At 67.0% G+C, this 14,393-nt stretch carries 11 protein-coding genes and 2 pseudogenes; 11 read left to right on the top strand and 2 right to left on the bottom strand.

The window, feature by feature from the left end:
* Positions 1–196 precede the first annotated feature (196 nt).
* The 10 genes and pseudogenes from UCD39_RS00475 (at position 197) to UCD39_RS00430 (ending at position 9,741) form a co-directional block, all read left to right on the top strand.
* On the top strand, positions 197–1,039 hold the full coding sequence (locus tag UCD39_RS00475; RefSeq protein ID WP_330494202.1) for a YdcF family protein: 843 nt from the start codon (positions 197–199) through the stop codon (positions 1,037–1,039).
* A 72-nt stretch (positions 1,040–1,111) separates the two neighbouring features.
* Positions 1,112–2,218 carry a lytic murein transglycosylase gene (locus UCD39_RS00470; RefSeq protein WP_330494201.1) on the top strand — a complete coding sequence of 369 codons (1,107 nt, stop codon included), beginning with the start codon at positions 1,112–1,114 and terminating at the stop codon, positions 2,216–2,218.
* Between the two features lie 43 nt (positions 2,219–2,261).
* Positions 2,262–2,771 (top strand): annotated as a pseudogene (locus UCD39_RS00465) (septal ring lytic transglycosylase RlpA family protein); the annotation flags it as partial.
* A 335-nt stretch (positions 2,772–3,106) separates the two neighbouring features.
* Positions 3,107–3,367 carry an SPOR domain-containing protein gene (locus UCD39_RS00460; RefSeq protein WP_330495465.1) on the top strand — a complete coding sequence of 87 codons (261 nt, stop codon included), beginning with the start codon at positions 3,107–3,109 and terminating at the stop codon, positions 3,365–3,367.
* 179 nt (positions 3,368–3,546) lie between these two features.
* Positions 3,547–4,731, top strand: coding sequence for a D-alanyl-D-alanine carboxypeptidase family protein (locus UCD39_RS00455; RefSeq protein ID WP_330494200.1), 1,185 nt, complete (start codon positions 3,547–3,549; stop codon positions 4,729–4,731).
* 9 nt (positions 4,732–4,740) lie between these two features.
* The gene (gene tmk / locus UCD39_RS00450) at positions 4,741–5,385 is read left to right on the top strand and encodes a dTMP kinase (protein WP_330494199.1); all 645 of its coding nucleotides are present in this window, start codon (positions 4,741–4,743) and stop codon (positions 5,383–5,385) included.
* Complete coding sequence (locus UCD39_RS00445; protein ID WP_330494198.1) at positions 5,385–6,503, top strand: DNA polymerase III subunit delta'; 1,119 nt, start codon at positions 5,385–5,387, stop codon at positions 6,501–6,503. Before tmk ends, UCD39_RS00445 begins: the two co-directional genes overlap by 1 nt.
* 64 nt (positions 6,504–6,567) lie before the next feature.
* Positions 6,568–8,088: pseudogene (gene metG, locus UCD39_RS00440) on the top strand (methionine--tRNA ligase); the annotation flags it as partial.
* Positions 8,089–8,119: 31 nt separating this feature from the next.
* Complete coding sequence (locus UCD39_RS00435; RefSeq protein ID WP_330494197.1) at positions 8,120–8,965, top strand: TatD family hydrolase; 846 nt, start codon at positions 8,120–8,122, stop codon at positions 8,963–8,965.
* Complete coding sequence (locus UCD39_RS00430) at positions 8,962–9,741, top strand: MBL fold metallo-hydrolase (protein WP_330494196.1); 780 nt, start codon at positions 8,962–8,964, stop codon at positions 9,739–9,741. Before UCD39_RS00435 ends, UCD39_RS00430 begins: the two co-directional genes overlap by 4 nt.
* A gap of 34 nt (positions 9,742–9,775) precedes the next feature.
* Here the strand turns inward: UCD39_RS00430 and UCD39_RS00425 are convergent, their stop codons facing one another.
* Entirely contained in the window at positions 9,776–11,428 is a 1,653-nt protein-coding gene (locus UCD39_RS00425; RefSeq protein ID WP_330494195.1) for an OprO/OprP family phosphate-selective porin, read from the bottom strand.
* Positions 11,429–12,034: 606 nt separating this feature from the next.
* Between UCD39_RS00425 and UCD39_RS00420 the strand changes: the two genes are divergently transcribed.
* The gene (locus UCD39_RS00420; RefSeq protein WP_330494194.1) at positions 12,035–14,002 is read left to right on the top strand and encodes an SPFH domain-containing protein; all 1,968 of its coding nucleotides are present in this window, start codon (positions 12,035–12,037) and stop codon (positions 14,000–14,002) included.
* An 11-nt stretch (positions 14,003–14,013) separates the two neighbouring features.
* Here the strand turns inward: UCD39_RS00420 and UCD39_RS00415 are convergent, their stop codons facing one another.
* The gene (locus tag UCD39_RS00415) at positions 14,014–14,361 is read right to left on the bottom strand and encodes a hypothetical protein (protein WP_330494193.1); all 348 of its coding nucleotides are present in this window, start codon (positions 14,359–14,361) and stop codon (positions 14,014–14,016) included.
* Between the last annotated feature and the right edge of the window lie 32 nt (positions 14,362–14,393).

Below are 14,393 nucleotides of genomic sequence, written 5' to 3'. Positions count from 1 at the left end.
TTGACCTTAGACCATTTTCTGTCTCGGCCGCATGAGGAAACTGCGCCATCCATGCAATATTCGACAAATCCCACGGAATCTGACCGTATCTGTGGCGCGCGCGCACTGAAGCTTGACCTACAGTGGTAGGCTGTTTGTAGGAGTAAGCCTTCCCCTCCTTGGCTTTGCCCAGCAATGATGATGGGAGACAAGAGTCTTGAGTTTCGCCCTGTCCAAGATTTTCTGGACGCTGACGGCGCCCGGCAACCTGTTGCTTTTGTTTTTGTTGGCCGGACTTTTTGCAACCGGCGGCTTCAGGGCGCGGCGTTCCTTGCGTTGTGCCCGCGCCGCGGCCCTGGGCTTTCTCATCATCGCCGTGCTGCCCGTGGGCGCCTGGAGCATGCGCGCGCTGGAACAGCGCTTCCCGGCCCCCGCCGCGCTGCCCGATCATGTCGACGGCATCATCGTGCTGGGCGGGTCGGTGGACCAGGTGGCCACCGCCGAGACCGGTCAGCCGGAGGTGAATGCCGCCGCCGAGCGCCTGATGGTCATTCCGGAACTGGCGCGGCGCTATCCGGACGCCCGCATCGTTTTTTCCGGGGGGTCGGGAGAATTGCGCGACCCCGACGAAAAGGAGGCTCCGGTGGCCCGCGCCGCGCTGGAAGAAATGGGTATGGACATCGGGCGCGTCACGTTCGAGGGGCAGTCGCGCAATACCTGGGAGAACGCGCTGTTCAGTCGCGACCTGATGCGGCCGCAACCGGGGCAGACCTGGCTGCTGGTCACATCGGCCTTCCACATGCCCCGGTCCATGGGCATTTTCCGCCATGTCGGCTGGCCGGTGATCGCCTATCCGGTGGACATCCGGGCGCCCCGGACCTTGCTGTACCGGCCGGATTTCGACCTGTTGCGCGGCCTGGAACTGCTGTCGCAATCGATGCATGAGTATGTCGGGCTGGTGGCCTATCGCCTGCTGGGCCGCACCGACAGCCTGTTCCCCGGCCCGGACCTTCCGGCCACCAGCGGCTCAGGCCCTGGCGCCGCCACTAAAACGCCCTGATTTCGTTCCTAATTTCAGTCCTGCCCCATTCCGTTCCCTTCCGCTGCCCACCCGTCATTCGAGGACCCGCCTGTGACCCGCATCGCCGTCCGCCGCCCCTCCCTGTCCCGTAGCGCCGGAATGGGGCTGTTGTCGGCCCTGTTGCTGACGGGATGTGCCAGCGGCCCGCCAGCGGCGGCCAGCGCGCCCACCCCGCCTCAACCAGCCGTGCCGGCCCAACCTGCGGCACCGGCGACACCCCCCGCCACCATCCTCACCCCGGAACAACAGGCTGACTTCGCCCGCTGGCTGGAGGGGGTGCGCCAAGAGGCCGAGGCCCAGGGCATCACCAAGGCGACCCTGGACCTGGCGCTGTCCAACGTGCAGGAACTGCCACGCGTCATCGACCTGGACCGCAAGCAGCCCGAGGGCACTGTCACCTTCGCGACCTATGCAGACCGCGTCCTGACCAAGGACCGCATCCAGCGCGGCCGCGAGATGATGCGGCAGAACGCGGCCCTGTTGGCCCAGGTCAGCGCCCGGTATCATGTTCAGCCGCAATACATCGTCGCGCTGTGGGGTCTTGAAACCAACTACGGGCGCATCACCGGCGGCTTCCGCATCATCGACGCCCTGGCCACCCTGGCCCACGACGGTCGCCGCCCGGCTTATTTCCGTAAGGAATTGATCCAGGCCCTGCGCATCGTCCAGGAGGACAAGGTCGATCCCGCCACCATGAAGGGCTCTTGGGCGGGGGCCATGGGCCAGGTGCAGTTCATGCCCAGCGCCTTCTTCAAGTTCGCGCAGGACTTCGACGGCTGCGGGCGCCGCGACATCTGGACCAAGACCCCGGACGTCCTGGCCTCCGCCGCCAATTATCTATCCACCGTCGGATGGGACGCGACCACCACCTGGGGCCGGGAAGTGACGTTGCCCGCGAAAGGTCTGGATGCGGCCGCCGCCGCCGGCCTGGACAAGAAGCGCACGCTGGCGGAATGGGGGCGGGCGGGGGTGAGAACCGTGGATGGCAAGCCATTGCCTGCCCGCGCGCTGTCGGCCTCGCTGGTCATCCCGGATGGGCCGACGGGGCGTGCCTTCCTGGTCTATGACAACTACCGCGCCATCATGAACTGGAACCGGTCCACTTATTTCGCGACCACCGTTGGTTTGCTGGCCGATCAACTTGGCGCGGCGCCTTGAGATGTTGTAGGGTGCTGCCACAATCCATAGCGGTGTGCGAGTGATGAGCCGGGCAAATCTGGTGAAGCAGGCGGCGACGGCCGCCGCTGCCAACGAATCGACGTGGCGGTTCCCGTGGATGGGGACCGCCCTGGCCGGGCTGTCGCTGGGTGCGCTGCTGCTGACGGGCTGTGCGCACAAGGCGGAGCAACAGGGGCCTGCGGTCGTCCAGAAGACCCCGAGCCCCAGTGCAGCCGCCTCCGGCCAGCCGACCTACAAGGTGGGCAACCCCTATCAGATCGGTGGCATCTGGTATTACCCGCGCGCCGACTACGACTACGACCAGACCGGCATCGCCAGCTGGTATGGACCGGGGTTCCACCAGGAGCGCACCGCCAACGGCGAAATCTTCGACCAGAACGAACTGACGGCCGCGCACCAGACCCTGCCCATGCCCAGCCTGGTGCGGGTGACGAACCTGGACAACGGCCGCTCCATCGTCGTCCGCATCAACGATCGCGGCCCCTTCGCCGCGGGCCGCATCATCGATCTGTCCCGCCGCGCCGCCCAGTTGCTGGGCATGGAGCAGCAGGGCACGGCCAAGGTGCGGGTGCAGATCCTGGCGGATGAGAGCCGCGCCATCGCCGCGGCGGCCATGCAGGCCGGCGGCGCCCAAGTGGCCCTGAACGCGCCGCCCAGCAGCAGCGCCCCCGTGCCCACCACCATGGCGGACGGCAGCCCCGTGCCGAAGGCGGCACCCCGCCCCAGCGTGACGGTCCAGGGCCAGGCCCTGCCGCCAGTCCAGGGGGGGCGGCGCCAGGGCCGAGTCCGGCACCATCACGGCCCGTCCAGGCCCCCACCACCATTCCCGGCACCACGGAACCCGACGGCCGCTTCCTGCCGGCGCCGGTGGTGCAGCAGGTCGCCGTTGGCCCCGGGCCGAAGAAGATTTACGTCCAGGCGGGGTCCTTCACCCTGTTCGACAACGCGAACAAGCTACGCGCCCGGCTGGCCGGTATCGGCCCGTCCTTCCTGGCGCCTACCATGGTCAACGGCACGCAGTTCTTCCGCGTGCGCGTCGGCCCGCTGGACACCCCGGAACAGGCGGACAAGGTGCTGGACCAGGTGGTCGCCGCTGGAAACAATGGGGCCCGCGTCATCGTCGAGTAAGGCGCGGGTTAAGCTTGAAATACTCCCGCCGGCCGCCGCACCCTGTGCATCAGGGGCGCCGCTGGTTGGGACATTTTGGCCATAGGCCGTCTGGAGACTGGCACGGCCGTCGGCCATGGGGCATGAAGCCCCTCTATATGCTTTAGGGCTATCGGACACGCAGTCGGGATAGAAGAGACATGGAATTGAAGGTTTTGGCGATGCGCGGCACCAAGCGGGCTGTCCTGGCGGTGGTGCTGCTGAGTGGTCTGTTGGGGGGCGCTGCCCCGATGGCGGTGCAGGCGGCCACCATCGATACCGAGGCCCGCCAGGCCATCCTGATGGATGCCGACACCGGCACCGTCCTGTTCGCCAAGAATGCCGACCAGCACATGCCGACGTCGTCGATGAGCAAGGTCATGACCATGTACATGGTCTTCGACCGGCTGAAGAACGGCAAGCTGTCGCTGGAGGATACCCTGCCGGTCAGCCGCCGCGCCTGGGAACTGGGGGGCGCCAAGACCGAAGGCTCCACCATGTACCTGCCGCTGGGCGCCAACGTGAAGGTGGAAGATCTGATCCGCGGCGTTCTGGTGCAGTCCGGCAACGACGCGACCATCGTCCTGGCGGAAGGCCTGGGCGGCACGGAGGAGGCCTTCTGCCGCAACATGACCAAGCGGGCCCATGACATGGGCATGAAGGACAGCAACTTCACCAACGCCGCCGGCCTGCCCGACGCCAACCACTATTCGACGGCGCACGACCTGGCCATCCTGGCCATCCACACCATCCACGACTTCCCCGAGTACTACCATTATTTCTCGGAGCTGGAGTTCACCTACAACAAGATCAAGCAGGGCAACCGCAACCCGCTGCTGTACCGCAACATGGGCGTGGACGGCCTGAAGACCGGCCATACCGAGGCCGGCGGCTATGGCCTGATCGCCTCGGCCAAGCGCGGTGATCGCCGCCTGGTGCTGGTGATCAACGGCCTGACCAGCATGCAGAGCCGCGCCGATGAACCCGCCCGCCTGCTGGAGTGGGGCTTCCACGAATTCGATGACTACGCCCTGTTCAAAGCGGGGGACACGGTCGACACCCTGCCGGTGTCGCTGGGCACCGCCGACACCGTGCCCGTCGTCATCCCGGACGCGCTGAAGATCACCCTGACCAATGAGCAGCGCCGCGCCATGAAGGTGTCGGTGGTGACGCAGCTGCCGCTGGCCGCCCCGGTGGTCAAGGGCGCCACCGTCGCCACTTTGAAGGTGACGGCCCCGGACCTGCAGACGGTGGAAATCCCCCTGCAGGCGGCAAACGACGTGCCGCGCCTGGGCCTGTTCGGCCGCATGGGCGCCGGTCTGCACCGCATGATCTTCGGCAGCTGAGGACGGACGATGCCGACCGGTCGGTTCATTACGCTGGAAGGCGGGGAAGGGGCAGGGAAGTCCACCCAGATCCGCCTGCTGGCCCAGGCCCTGGCCGACCGGGGCGTGGAGGTGGTGACCACGCGGGAACCGGGCGGCGGCTCCGATGGTGCTGCCGCCATCCGGAGCCTGTTGGTGGCCGGTGATACGCCGTGGCAGCGCCTGACCGAGGCGCTGCTGCACAACGCCGCCCGGCATGAGAATGTCGAGGCGCTGGTGCGCCCGGCCCTGGCCCGGGGCGCCTGGGTGCTGTGCGACCGCTACGTCGACAGCACCGTCGCCTATCAAGGCTACGCCATGGGGGTGGACCGGGGCATTCTGGGTGACTTGCACCGCCTGTCTACCGGGGGTCTGATGCCCGACCTGACCCTGGTGCTGGATCTGCCGGTCGAGGCCGGCCTGGCCCGCGCCGGCTCCCGGCCGGGGACCGAGGACCGGTACGAGCGTATGGGCATGGCCTTCCATGAACGCCTGCGTCAGGGCTTCCTGGACATTGCCGCCCATGATCCCGGCCGCTGCGCCGTGATCGACGCCACCGGCGACATCGCCACCATCCAAGCCCGGCTGCTGGCGGTGGTGGAACAGCGTCTCGGCCCCCTGGGGAGGGCCGCCTGATGGCCGCCCCCGCCTTCGACCGAGAGAGCGTGCCGGCCCCCATCGCCACCTACGACCTGATGGGGCATGCGGCGGCGGAGCAAACCTTGCTGAAGGCCGCCACCGGCGGGCGCCTGCATCACGCCTGGCTGATCGGCGGGCCGCCCGGTATCGGCAAGGCCACGCTGGCCTACCGCTTCGCCCGCTTCCTGCTGTCGGGTGGGGCGGAGCAGCAAGAAGACGGCCTGTTCGGCGCACCGCCACCGCCCACCAGCCTGTATGTCTCGCCCGAGAACCCGACCGCGCGGCGCGTGGCCGCCGGCGCCCACGGCGACCTGCTGACCATCCAGCGCACCTGGGACGAGAAGCGCAAGCGCTTCAAGCGCGACCTGCCGGTGGAAGAGGTGCGGCGCATCGCCCCCTTCCTGCGCCTGACGGCGGCGGAGGGGGGCTGGCGCATCGTCTTGGTAGACGGCGCCGACCAGATGAACGCCAGCGGCCAGAACGCCATCTTGAAGATCCTGGAGGAGCCGCCGCCCCGGGCCCTGATCCTGCTGGTCGCGGACAATCCGGGCGCGCTCCTGCCCACCATCCGCTCGCGCACCCGTACCCTGATGCTGGAGCCGTTGCCCACCACCACGGTGCGCAGCCTGGTCAACCGCATCATGCCGGACCTGGAGATGGGCGACGCCGCCGCGCTGACCACCCTTTCGGACGGCAGCATCGGGCGGGGCCTGGACTTGGCCGCCGCCGGCGGGCTGGATCTCTATCGCGTGCTGCTGGGCGTGCTGGACACTCTGCCGCGCCTGGATCTGGCCGCCGCCCATGCCCTGGCCGACCAGGTGGCGCGGGCCGGGCAGGATACGGTGTGGGAGACGACAACCGACCTGCTGCTGTGGTGGCTGGCCCGCTTCAACCGCGCGCTGGCCCGCGACCAGGCGGCGCCGGAGATCGTGGAGGGCGAGGCCGCCCTGATGGAACGTCTGTCCTTCGCGGCGCGCCGGGATCGTGCGCTTGATCGCTGGATGGAGGTATGGGACAACGTCAACCGCCTGTTCGCCAAGGCGGAAGGCGCCAATCTCGATCGCAAGCAGGTGATGTTGAGCGCGCTGCGCACGATCGAGGCGGCGGCGTCCTGAGGCGCTGTTATCGTCTCTCGCCGCCCTAAATAATAAACCGACAGCCGTTAGCCGGAGAGTTGCCATGTCCGGGCGCCCGCCCTTCTACATCACCACGCCGATCTATTACGTGAACGACGTGCCGCACATCGGCCACGCCTACACGACGATCGCCTGCGACGTGATGGCCCGCTTCAAGCGTCTGGACGGTTATGACGTCAAGTTCCTGACCGGCACGGATGAGCATGGGCAGAAGGTGGAGAAGTCGGCGGAGAAGGCCGGTATCGACCCGCAGACCTTCACCGACCGCGTGTCGCAGAACTTCCGCGACCTGACCGGCCTGCTGAACATCTCCAACGACGACTTCATCCGCACGACCGAGCCGCGGCACGTCAAGGCCGTGCAGGCGCTGTGGCATAAACTGGTGGACAGCGGCGACATCTACCTGGGTTCCTACGCCGGCTGGTACTCGGTCCGCGACGAAGCCTATTACGGCGAAGATGAGCTGCGCACCGACGAGCAGGGGCGCAAGTTCGCGCCCACGGGGGCGGAGTGCGAATGGGTGGAGGAGCCCAGCTACTTCTTCCGCCTCAGCGCCTGGACCGACCGTCTGCTGGCCTTCTACGAGGCCAACCCGGACTTCATCCTGCCCGCCGGCAAGCGCAACGAGGTCATGAGCTTCGTGAAGGGCGGCCTGAAGGACCTGTCGGTCAGCCGCACCACCTTTGACTGGGGCGTCCCCGTCCCGGGCGACGAGAAGCACATCATGTATGTCTGGCTGGACGCCCTGGCCAACTACATCACCGCCATCGGCTATCCCGAGACGGGGGAGGGCAGCGCCTATGCCCGGTACTGGCCGGCGCTGCATATGGTGGGCAAGGACATCCTGCGCTTCCACACCGTTTACTGGCCGGCTTTCCTCATGGCTGCCGGCTTGCAGCCGCCGCGCCGCGTGTTCGCCCATGGCTGGTGGACCGTGGAGGGCGAGAAGATGTCCAAGTCGCTGGGCAACGTGGTGGCGCCGTCCGAGCTGCTGGAAAAATACGGCTTGGACCAGACCCGCTATTTCCTGATGCGCGAAATCCCCTTCGGCAACGACGGCGATTTCTCCCGCCGCGCCATGGTCACCCGCATCAACAGCGAGCTGGCCAACGGCTACGGCAACCTGGCCCAGCGCTTTCTGTCCATCATCCAGAAGAACTGCGGCGCCGTGTTGCCCACGCCCGGTGAGTTCACCGAGGCGGATAACGCCCTGCTGACTGCCGCGCGCGGCCTGCTGCCCACCCTGCGGGCGGAGCTGGACGTGCAGGCCTTCCATAAGGCGCTGGACGCCCTGTGGGTGGTGGTGGGCGACGCCAACCGCTACATCGATGAACAGGCGCCCTGGGCCCTGAAGAAGACGGACCCGGCGCGCATGGCCACGGTGCTGTATGTGCTGGCGGAGGCGGTGCGCCACGTCGCCATCCTGACCCAGCCCTTCATGCCGGAGGCCATGGCCAAGGTGCTGGACCTGCTGGCCGTGCCGGCCGACGCCCGTGATGTCGCCCACCTGGACCAGGCGCTGGTGCCCGGCACGCCGCTGCCGCCGCCGCAGGGCGTGTTCCCCGCCATGTCGAGGAGACGGAGGGCGCCGCCTGATGCCCGACGGTGTGTCCCAAAAGGCTTTCCTGATCGACAGCCACTGCCACCTGGACTTCCCCGACTTCGTGGAACAGCGCGACGCGGTGGTGGAGCGGGCGCGGGCGGCGGGGGTCGGCGCCATGCTGACCATCTGCACCCACCTCAGCCGCTTTCCCCAGGTGCACGCGGTGGCGCAGGCCTATCCCGACGTCTGGTGCACGGTGGGCGTCCACCCCCACCAGGCGCTGGAGGAGCAGGATCTGTGCACGGTTGAGAAGCTGCGCGAGCTGGCGGCCTACCCCAAGGTCGTCGGCCTGGGCGAGACCGGCCTGGACTATTACTACAACAAAAGCCCGCAGGCGGTGCAGGAGGCCAGCTTCCGTGCCCACCTGATCGTTGCGCGCGAAACCGGCCTGCCGGTGGTCATCCACACCCGCGACGCGGATGAGGACATGATCCGCATCCTGCGGGAGGAGGGCGGGGCCGAGGGCAAGCTGCGCGGGCTGCTGCACTGCTTCAGCTCCTCTCCCGAGTTGGGGCGCCAGGCGCTGGAGATGGGGCTGCACATCTCCTTCAGCGGCATCGTCACCTTCAAGAAGTCGGATGAGCTGCGGGAGTTCGCCCGGGAAGTCCCGCTGGACCGCATGCTGGTGGAAACCGACGCGCCCTTCCTGGCGCCGGTCCCCCTGCGCGGCAAGACCAATGAGCCGTCCTTCGTGGCCCACACCGCCCGTTTGCTGGCGGAGGTGAAGGGCATGGACCCGGCCGAGCTGGCACGGGCCACCACCGCCACCATGCTGACCCTGTTCGACCGTATTCCGCCGGCCGAGTGCGGCACTCTCACCACGGGATTCCCGGCGTGAGGGACGGCATGCGGGTGCGCATCCTGGGCTGTGGCGGTTCCGGCGGCGTGCCGATGATCGGCAACGTCTGGGGCGATTGCGACCCTGGTGAACCGCGCAACCGCCGCCGCCGCGCCTCCATCCTGGTGGAGACGGACAACACCACGGTGCTGATCGACACCGGGCCGGAGATGCGGGAGCAATTACTGGATGCCCGCGTCACCCGCATCGACGCCGTGGTCTACACCCACGCACACGCCGACCACGCCCATGGCATCGACGACCTGCGGCAGGTCAACTGGATGAACCACCAGCCACTGCCCATCTACGCCGACGCGGTGAACCTGGGGCAGTTGCAGGAGCGTTTCGACTATTGCTTCAAGCCGCAGGACCGGCCGGACTGGTTCCCGCGCCCCTGCCTGGTGCCGCACGTCATCACCGGCCCCTTCACCATCGGCGATCTCACCTTCATCCCCTTCCACCAGGACCATGGGCGGATACCCAGCCTGGGCTTCCGCATCGGCGATTTCGCCTATTCCACGGACGTGGTGCACCTGGATGACAGGGCGTGGCGCGTGCTGGAGGGCGTGGACACCTGGATCGTCGACGCCACCCGCATCGAGCCGCACCCGGTGCATGCCCACCTGGACCTGGCGCTGAGCTGGATCGAGCGGCTGAAGCCCCGCCGCGCCTACCTCACCCACATGAACCATCAGATGGACTATCGCACCCTGATGGCGTCCCTGCCGCCAGGAGTGGAGCCGGCCTATGACGGCCTGGTGCTGGAGATGGCGTGAACCATCCGGCACCAGGCCGTCTTCAGTCGCCGCCTCAGTAGGCGACCTGGGCGCGGAAGCCCACGGCCTGGTAACGCAGGCCGGTTTGGTTCTGCAGCGTGGCGCCGCTGAGCTTGCTGACGTCCACGATCTGGTAGTCCGCCATGAACTTCAGATGGTCGTTCGGATACCAGTTCAGCCCGACCTGGATGACGTCCTGCTGGCCGCCCGCCACGCCGCCGGTCACCGATTGGGCCAGGAAGCGCTGGACATGGCTGTTCAGGTTGATGTCGCTGTAGCGGGCGGCCAATTCCAGCGCGCCCCAGTCATTGGTCTCGGGATTGAACGGGTGGGCGACCTTGAGCCCGCCGAAACCGCCGCGCGCCGACTGGTACAGGCGCGGCTCACCCGTCAGCACCCAGGATGCGTCCACATAGGCGCCGTGGAAGGTGAGGTCGGGCGTCTGGCTGGCGCCGCCCAGGCCAGCCCCGGCCTGATGCTGGCGGTTGATGCCGATCTCCACATACTCCGCCTGGACCAGGAAGTTCTGGTAGCGCAGGCCTACTTCCGGGTTCCAGGTGTAGACGCCCGTCGCCGGCATGGACCCGGTGTTGATCAGCTTGCTGGTGTCCACCCGCAGTTCAGGCTGTACCGACAGGGCCAGGTTCTGCGCCAGCCGGTTGCTGTCGTTCTGGTTCATGCTGAACACCTTGGAGCCGCTGAAGCCCAGGTGGACGTCATAGTCCTCGCCATAGACCGGGCGGCCCGCCACACGCATCACGGCACCCGTCTGCTGGCCATTGGAGGGCTGGGTGGTGGAGATGGCGGTGGTGACCGATCCGGTGGCGCCGACGGATGAGGTCGCGGTGGTGGTGGACTGGCCGCCATACGCCTGCCCCGTCAGGAAGCCGGAGACGAAGAAGCGGTCTTGGTAGTAACGGGCGCCCACGGCGGCGCGGGCGTCGCCGGCGGCGATATTGCGCTCCACATCCATGATGGCCGGGCGTTCCATGAACATGAAGTCGTTGGAACTGGGGGCGTCCTGCAGGCTGATGTTGGGCTGCAGATAGCCCAGCGCCGCGGTGAAGCCCTTGAACGGCATATAGGCCAGGTTGGCCTCATATAGGTACTGGGTGTTTTGGCGGCCGTCGGGCGACCCGCCGAAGTCGGGCGTGACCGTGGCCGTGACATCGCCATAGCGGAAAACGAAGGGAATGCGGATGCGGCGGGCGTTGACGCCGTCGCCCAAATCAACGCCAGACCGCTTTACGCTGGTATTGTCCTCGAAATAGGCGGCCGCGTCGAACTGCGCCTGCAAGCCGATCTGCAGCGTGCCCTTGCCGCCGAAGGCGGTGAAGGTGGGGCGGCCACCGGCCATGGTGAAGCTGCCGTTGTCGCCGCTGCTGGCCTCCAGCTTGGCGATGGTCTTGGCCTGGGTGGCCGCTTGCGCCGCGACCTGTTCCGCCTGGACCTTGGTTTCCGCCTGTGCCTTGGCGTCGGCGGCCTCGCGCGCCTCGAGCGCGTCCAATCGGGCCTGGATGGCCTGGCTGACCTTCATCTGCGCCTCCAACTGGGCGCGCAGCCGTTGCACCTCCTGCGAGGCTGTCTCTGCCGCATGGGCGGGCAGGCCGGCCATCAGGCCGCAGGCGGCGGTCAGCAGGAACACGCTGGTTCGCCCTGGGCGGGACGTCCGCGTTTGCTTCGACATTTTGAGGAACCCTTCATCTGTATTCGATCGCATCTGATCGGGATGCAGGGTCAATTCTAGGCGCTATATTTATATCTTTATTGCGTCAACCTGATAGTATTTCATGATCGGTCGATAATCGAATCTGAGTATTGGTGGGTTCAGATGTTGTAGATATCGAAATACTCTGTTTTCGATATGGACCAAGGTCAATCAGCCCGGCAAACTCCAATCGTCCGCCTTGTCCACGGCAACCGGTATGCGTGGCGCGCGGTGCTGGGCAAAAATGCCAGCATTGCGAGTGTGCGTTGTGTCACACCGCCGTCATGGTAAAATCCTTGCCATCGACAAACGGTTCGGGTGCCCAAGAATGCGGCGGTCCGGTTCCTGTTTCCTCAGCCCGCGGCGCCTCAACGCCGCCCTCGGCTTCCGTGTCTAAGGCTACATAATCCTTCCCATGAGCCAGCGCCGCCCCTGACACCGGCGGCCCCCTGACGCATCCCCCATCCCCATTCCGCCCTGCGGCTGCCCTTGACCTTGGGCGTTCGCTGATGGCGGTGCCGCGCCCGGACCCCGTCACGGATCCGGATCGGGCGCCCGCATCATGATCCGTCGAACGAGGCTTCCATGCTGGAGTTCCCTTCCTGGGCGCTGCCCACGCTATATGTCGTGGGCGCGGTCCTTGGTGTGTTGGTCCTGGCGTTCGCCACCGGCGCCGTCGTCTATATCCGCAACGATGCCGTGGGCATCGTTGAGAAACTCTGGGCCCTCGGCGGCTCGGTCGAGGAAGGCTTCCTCGCCCTGGGCGGAGAGGCCGGCTTCCGGCCTGAAACGTTGCGCGGCGGTTTTCACTTCTTCATGCCGCTGCAATACCGCGTGCACCGCGCCAACCTGGTGACCGTTCCCCAGGGCAGCCTCGCCTATCTCTTTGCCCGTGGTGGCCAGCCCCTACCCAACGCGCAGGCCCTTGCCCGCTGGCCCACCGGGGTGGGGGTGGAAAACGCCCGCGCCTTCGTCAGCCAGGGCGGCCAGCGCGGCCCCCAGCGCCGCATCCTGCGGGAGGGTGTCTACGCCATCAACACGGCCCAGTTCATCGTGTTCACGGAATCCGCCACCCATGCCGTCACCCTGGGCGACGCCAGCGATGTGCGGGCGGTGGAGACGATGCGCCAGTTGATCGAGGAGCGTAACGGTTTCCGCCCGCTGATCATCCGCGACCATGAGGACGCGGTGGGTGTGGTCACCGTCCACGACGGCCCGGCCCTGGATCATGGCGAAATCATCGCCCCCACCGTGGGTACGCATGCCGCCGATGGGGCCACCTTCCACAACTCCTTCCAGGACCCGGAAACCTTTCTGGCGGCGGGCGGCCGCCGGGGCCGGCAGGAGCAGGTGCTGGTGGAGGGCACCTACTACATCAACCGTCTGTTCGCGACCATCGAGGTGCGTCCCAAGACACAGGTGGATATCGGCAATGTCGGCGTGGTCGTCAGCTTCACCGGCCCGCGGGGCACTGACGTCTCCGGCACGGATCATAAGCATGGCGAGCTGGTGGCCCAGGGCCAGCGCGGTGTCTGGCAGACGCCCCTGCATCCTGGCAAGTACGCCATCAACCCCTATGCCGTGAAGGTCAGCACGGTGCCGACCACCAACTTCGTCCTGCGGTGGATCGAAGGTCGCAGCGAGGCCCATGGCTTCGACGACAATCTGGCGGAGATCAAGCTGATCACCAAGGACGCGTTCGAGCCGGTGCTGCCCCTGTCCATCGTCGTACACATCGGCTACGACGACGCGCCTTGGGTGGTGCAGCAGTTCGCGGACATCAAGAAGCTGGTGGAGCAGACGCTGGACCCCATGGTCAGCGCCTGGTTCAAGGACGCCGCCCAAAGCCGCACCCTGATCGAGCTGGTGAACCAGCGCGCCGAGGTGCAGCGGGAGGCATTGGCGGCCATGAGTGCCCGGTTCGCCAAGTATCGCCTGAACGTGAAGGAGGTGATGATCGGCACGCCGCGCGCTGCCAAGAACGACACACACATCGACACCATCTTTGAACAGTTGCGTGCCCGCCAGGTCGCCCGGGAGAAGGTGGAAACGTATGAGAGCCAGCAGATCGCGGCGGCCAAGGAACTGGAACTGCGCGCCGCCGAGGCGCGGGCCGCGGCCCAGGGCGACCTGACCAAGTCGGCCGTGTCCATCGAGGTGGCGCAGAACCATGGCCGCGCCGAACTGGCCCGCAAGACCCAGGAGGCGGAGGCGACCAAGGTGATGGCCGAGGCGACCGCCATGCGCACCCGCACCGAGGGCCGCGCCGAGGCCGACCGCGTGGCCGCCATCGGTGACGCCAACGCCCAGGCGGCCAAGGCCCAGGTCGACGCCTTCGGCGGGGCGGAGATGGCCCTGTCCAAGGAGGTCGCCGCCATGCTGAGCGGCGCCATCACCCAGGCCAAGGTGCCGTTGGTGCCCACCGTGGCCATGGGCGGCGCCGAGGGGGGGCATGGCACCCTGGTGGATGCGCTGGTCAGCCTGTTGATGGCCCAGGGCGGGCTGGACACCCTGGTGAAGCAGCGGGGCAAGCAGCCGGAGACGGCGGCCTAAGCTCTGAAGCTTCAGGAAGGCCGGGTCGGAAACGATCCGGCCTTTCGGCCTGTGGGGCGAACGTCCGGCGCCTCACCCCACAGGCCCGGATTCTTGGCGGATGACGGCGCCTTCACTCCCAGGGGCCACAGCATGGCGAAGACCAGCAACCATCCCGTCGCCCCGGCCGCCAGCACGCAGAATACCGCGAAGGGCGGCATGTAGCGCAGCAGCGTGAAGGCCATATACAACACCGCCAACAGGATCAGCCACATCAGGGGCTCGAAATAGAAAATCCACGCCAGGAAAGTCCACTTGGAATAAACCTCCGCCCGGCAGTTCGGGCAGACGAAGGGCTTGGACTTTGTCATGTTCGCCATGGGTGGGACCGTATGCTTATGGCATGCGGGAC

Source organism: Nitrospirillum karajorum (assembly GCF_036348415.1).
Lineage (GTDB): Bacteria > Pseudomonadota > Alphaproteobacteria > Azospirillales > Azospirillaceae > Nitrospirillum > Nitrospirillum amazonense_B.
The sequence above is the reverse complement of the archived record's forward strand: the minus strand, read 5'-3'. Positions and strand labels throughout refer to the sequence as shown.

Excerpts from the sequence above, each read along its gene's own strand:
- UCD39_RS00455 (WP_330494200.1), top strand. The coding sequence starts at position 3,547 with ATGGAATTGAAGGTTTTGGCGATGCGCGGCACCAAGCGGGCTGTCCTG.
- UCD39_RS00445 (WP_330494198.1), top strand. The coding sequence starts at position 5,385 with ATGGCCGCCCCCGCCTTCGACCGAGAGAGCGTGCCGGCCCCCATCGCC.
- tmk (WP_330494199.1), top strand. The coding sequence starts at position 4,741 with ATGCCGACCGGTCGGTTCATTACGCTGGAAGGCGGGGAAGGGGCAGGG.
- UCD39_RS00435 (WP_330494197.1), top strand. The coding sequence starts at position 8,120 with ATGCCCGACGGTGTGTCCCAAAAGGCTTTCCTGATCGACAGCCACTGC.
- UCD39_RS00415 (WP_330494193.1), bottom strand. The coding sequence starts at position 14,361 with ATGGCGAACATGACAAAGTCCAAGCCCTTCGTCTGCCCGAACTGCCGG.
- UCD39_RS00420 (WP_330494194.1), top strand. The coding sequence starts at position 12,035 with ATGCTGGAGTTCCCTTCCTGGGCGCTGCCCACGCTATATGTCGTGGGC.
- UCD39_RS00425 (WP_330494195.1), bottom strand. The coding sequence starts at position 11,428 with ATGTCGAAGCAAACGCGGACGTCCCGCCCAGGGCGAACCAGCGTGTTC.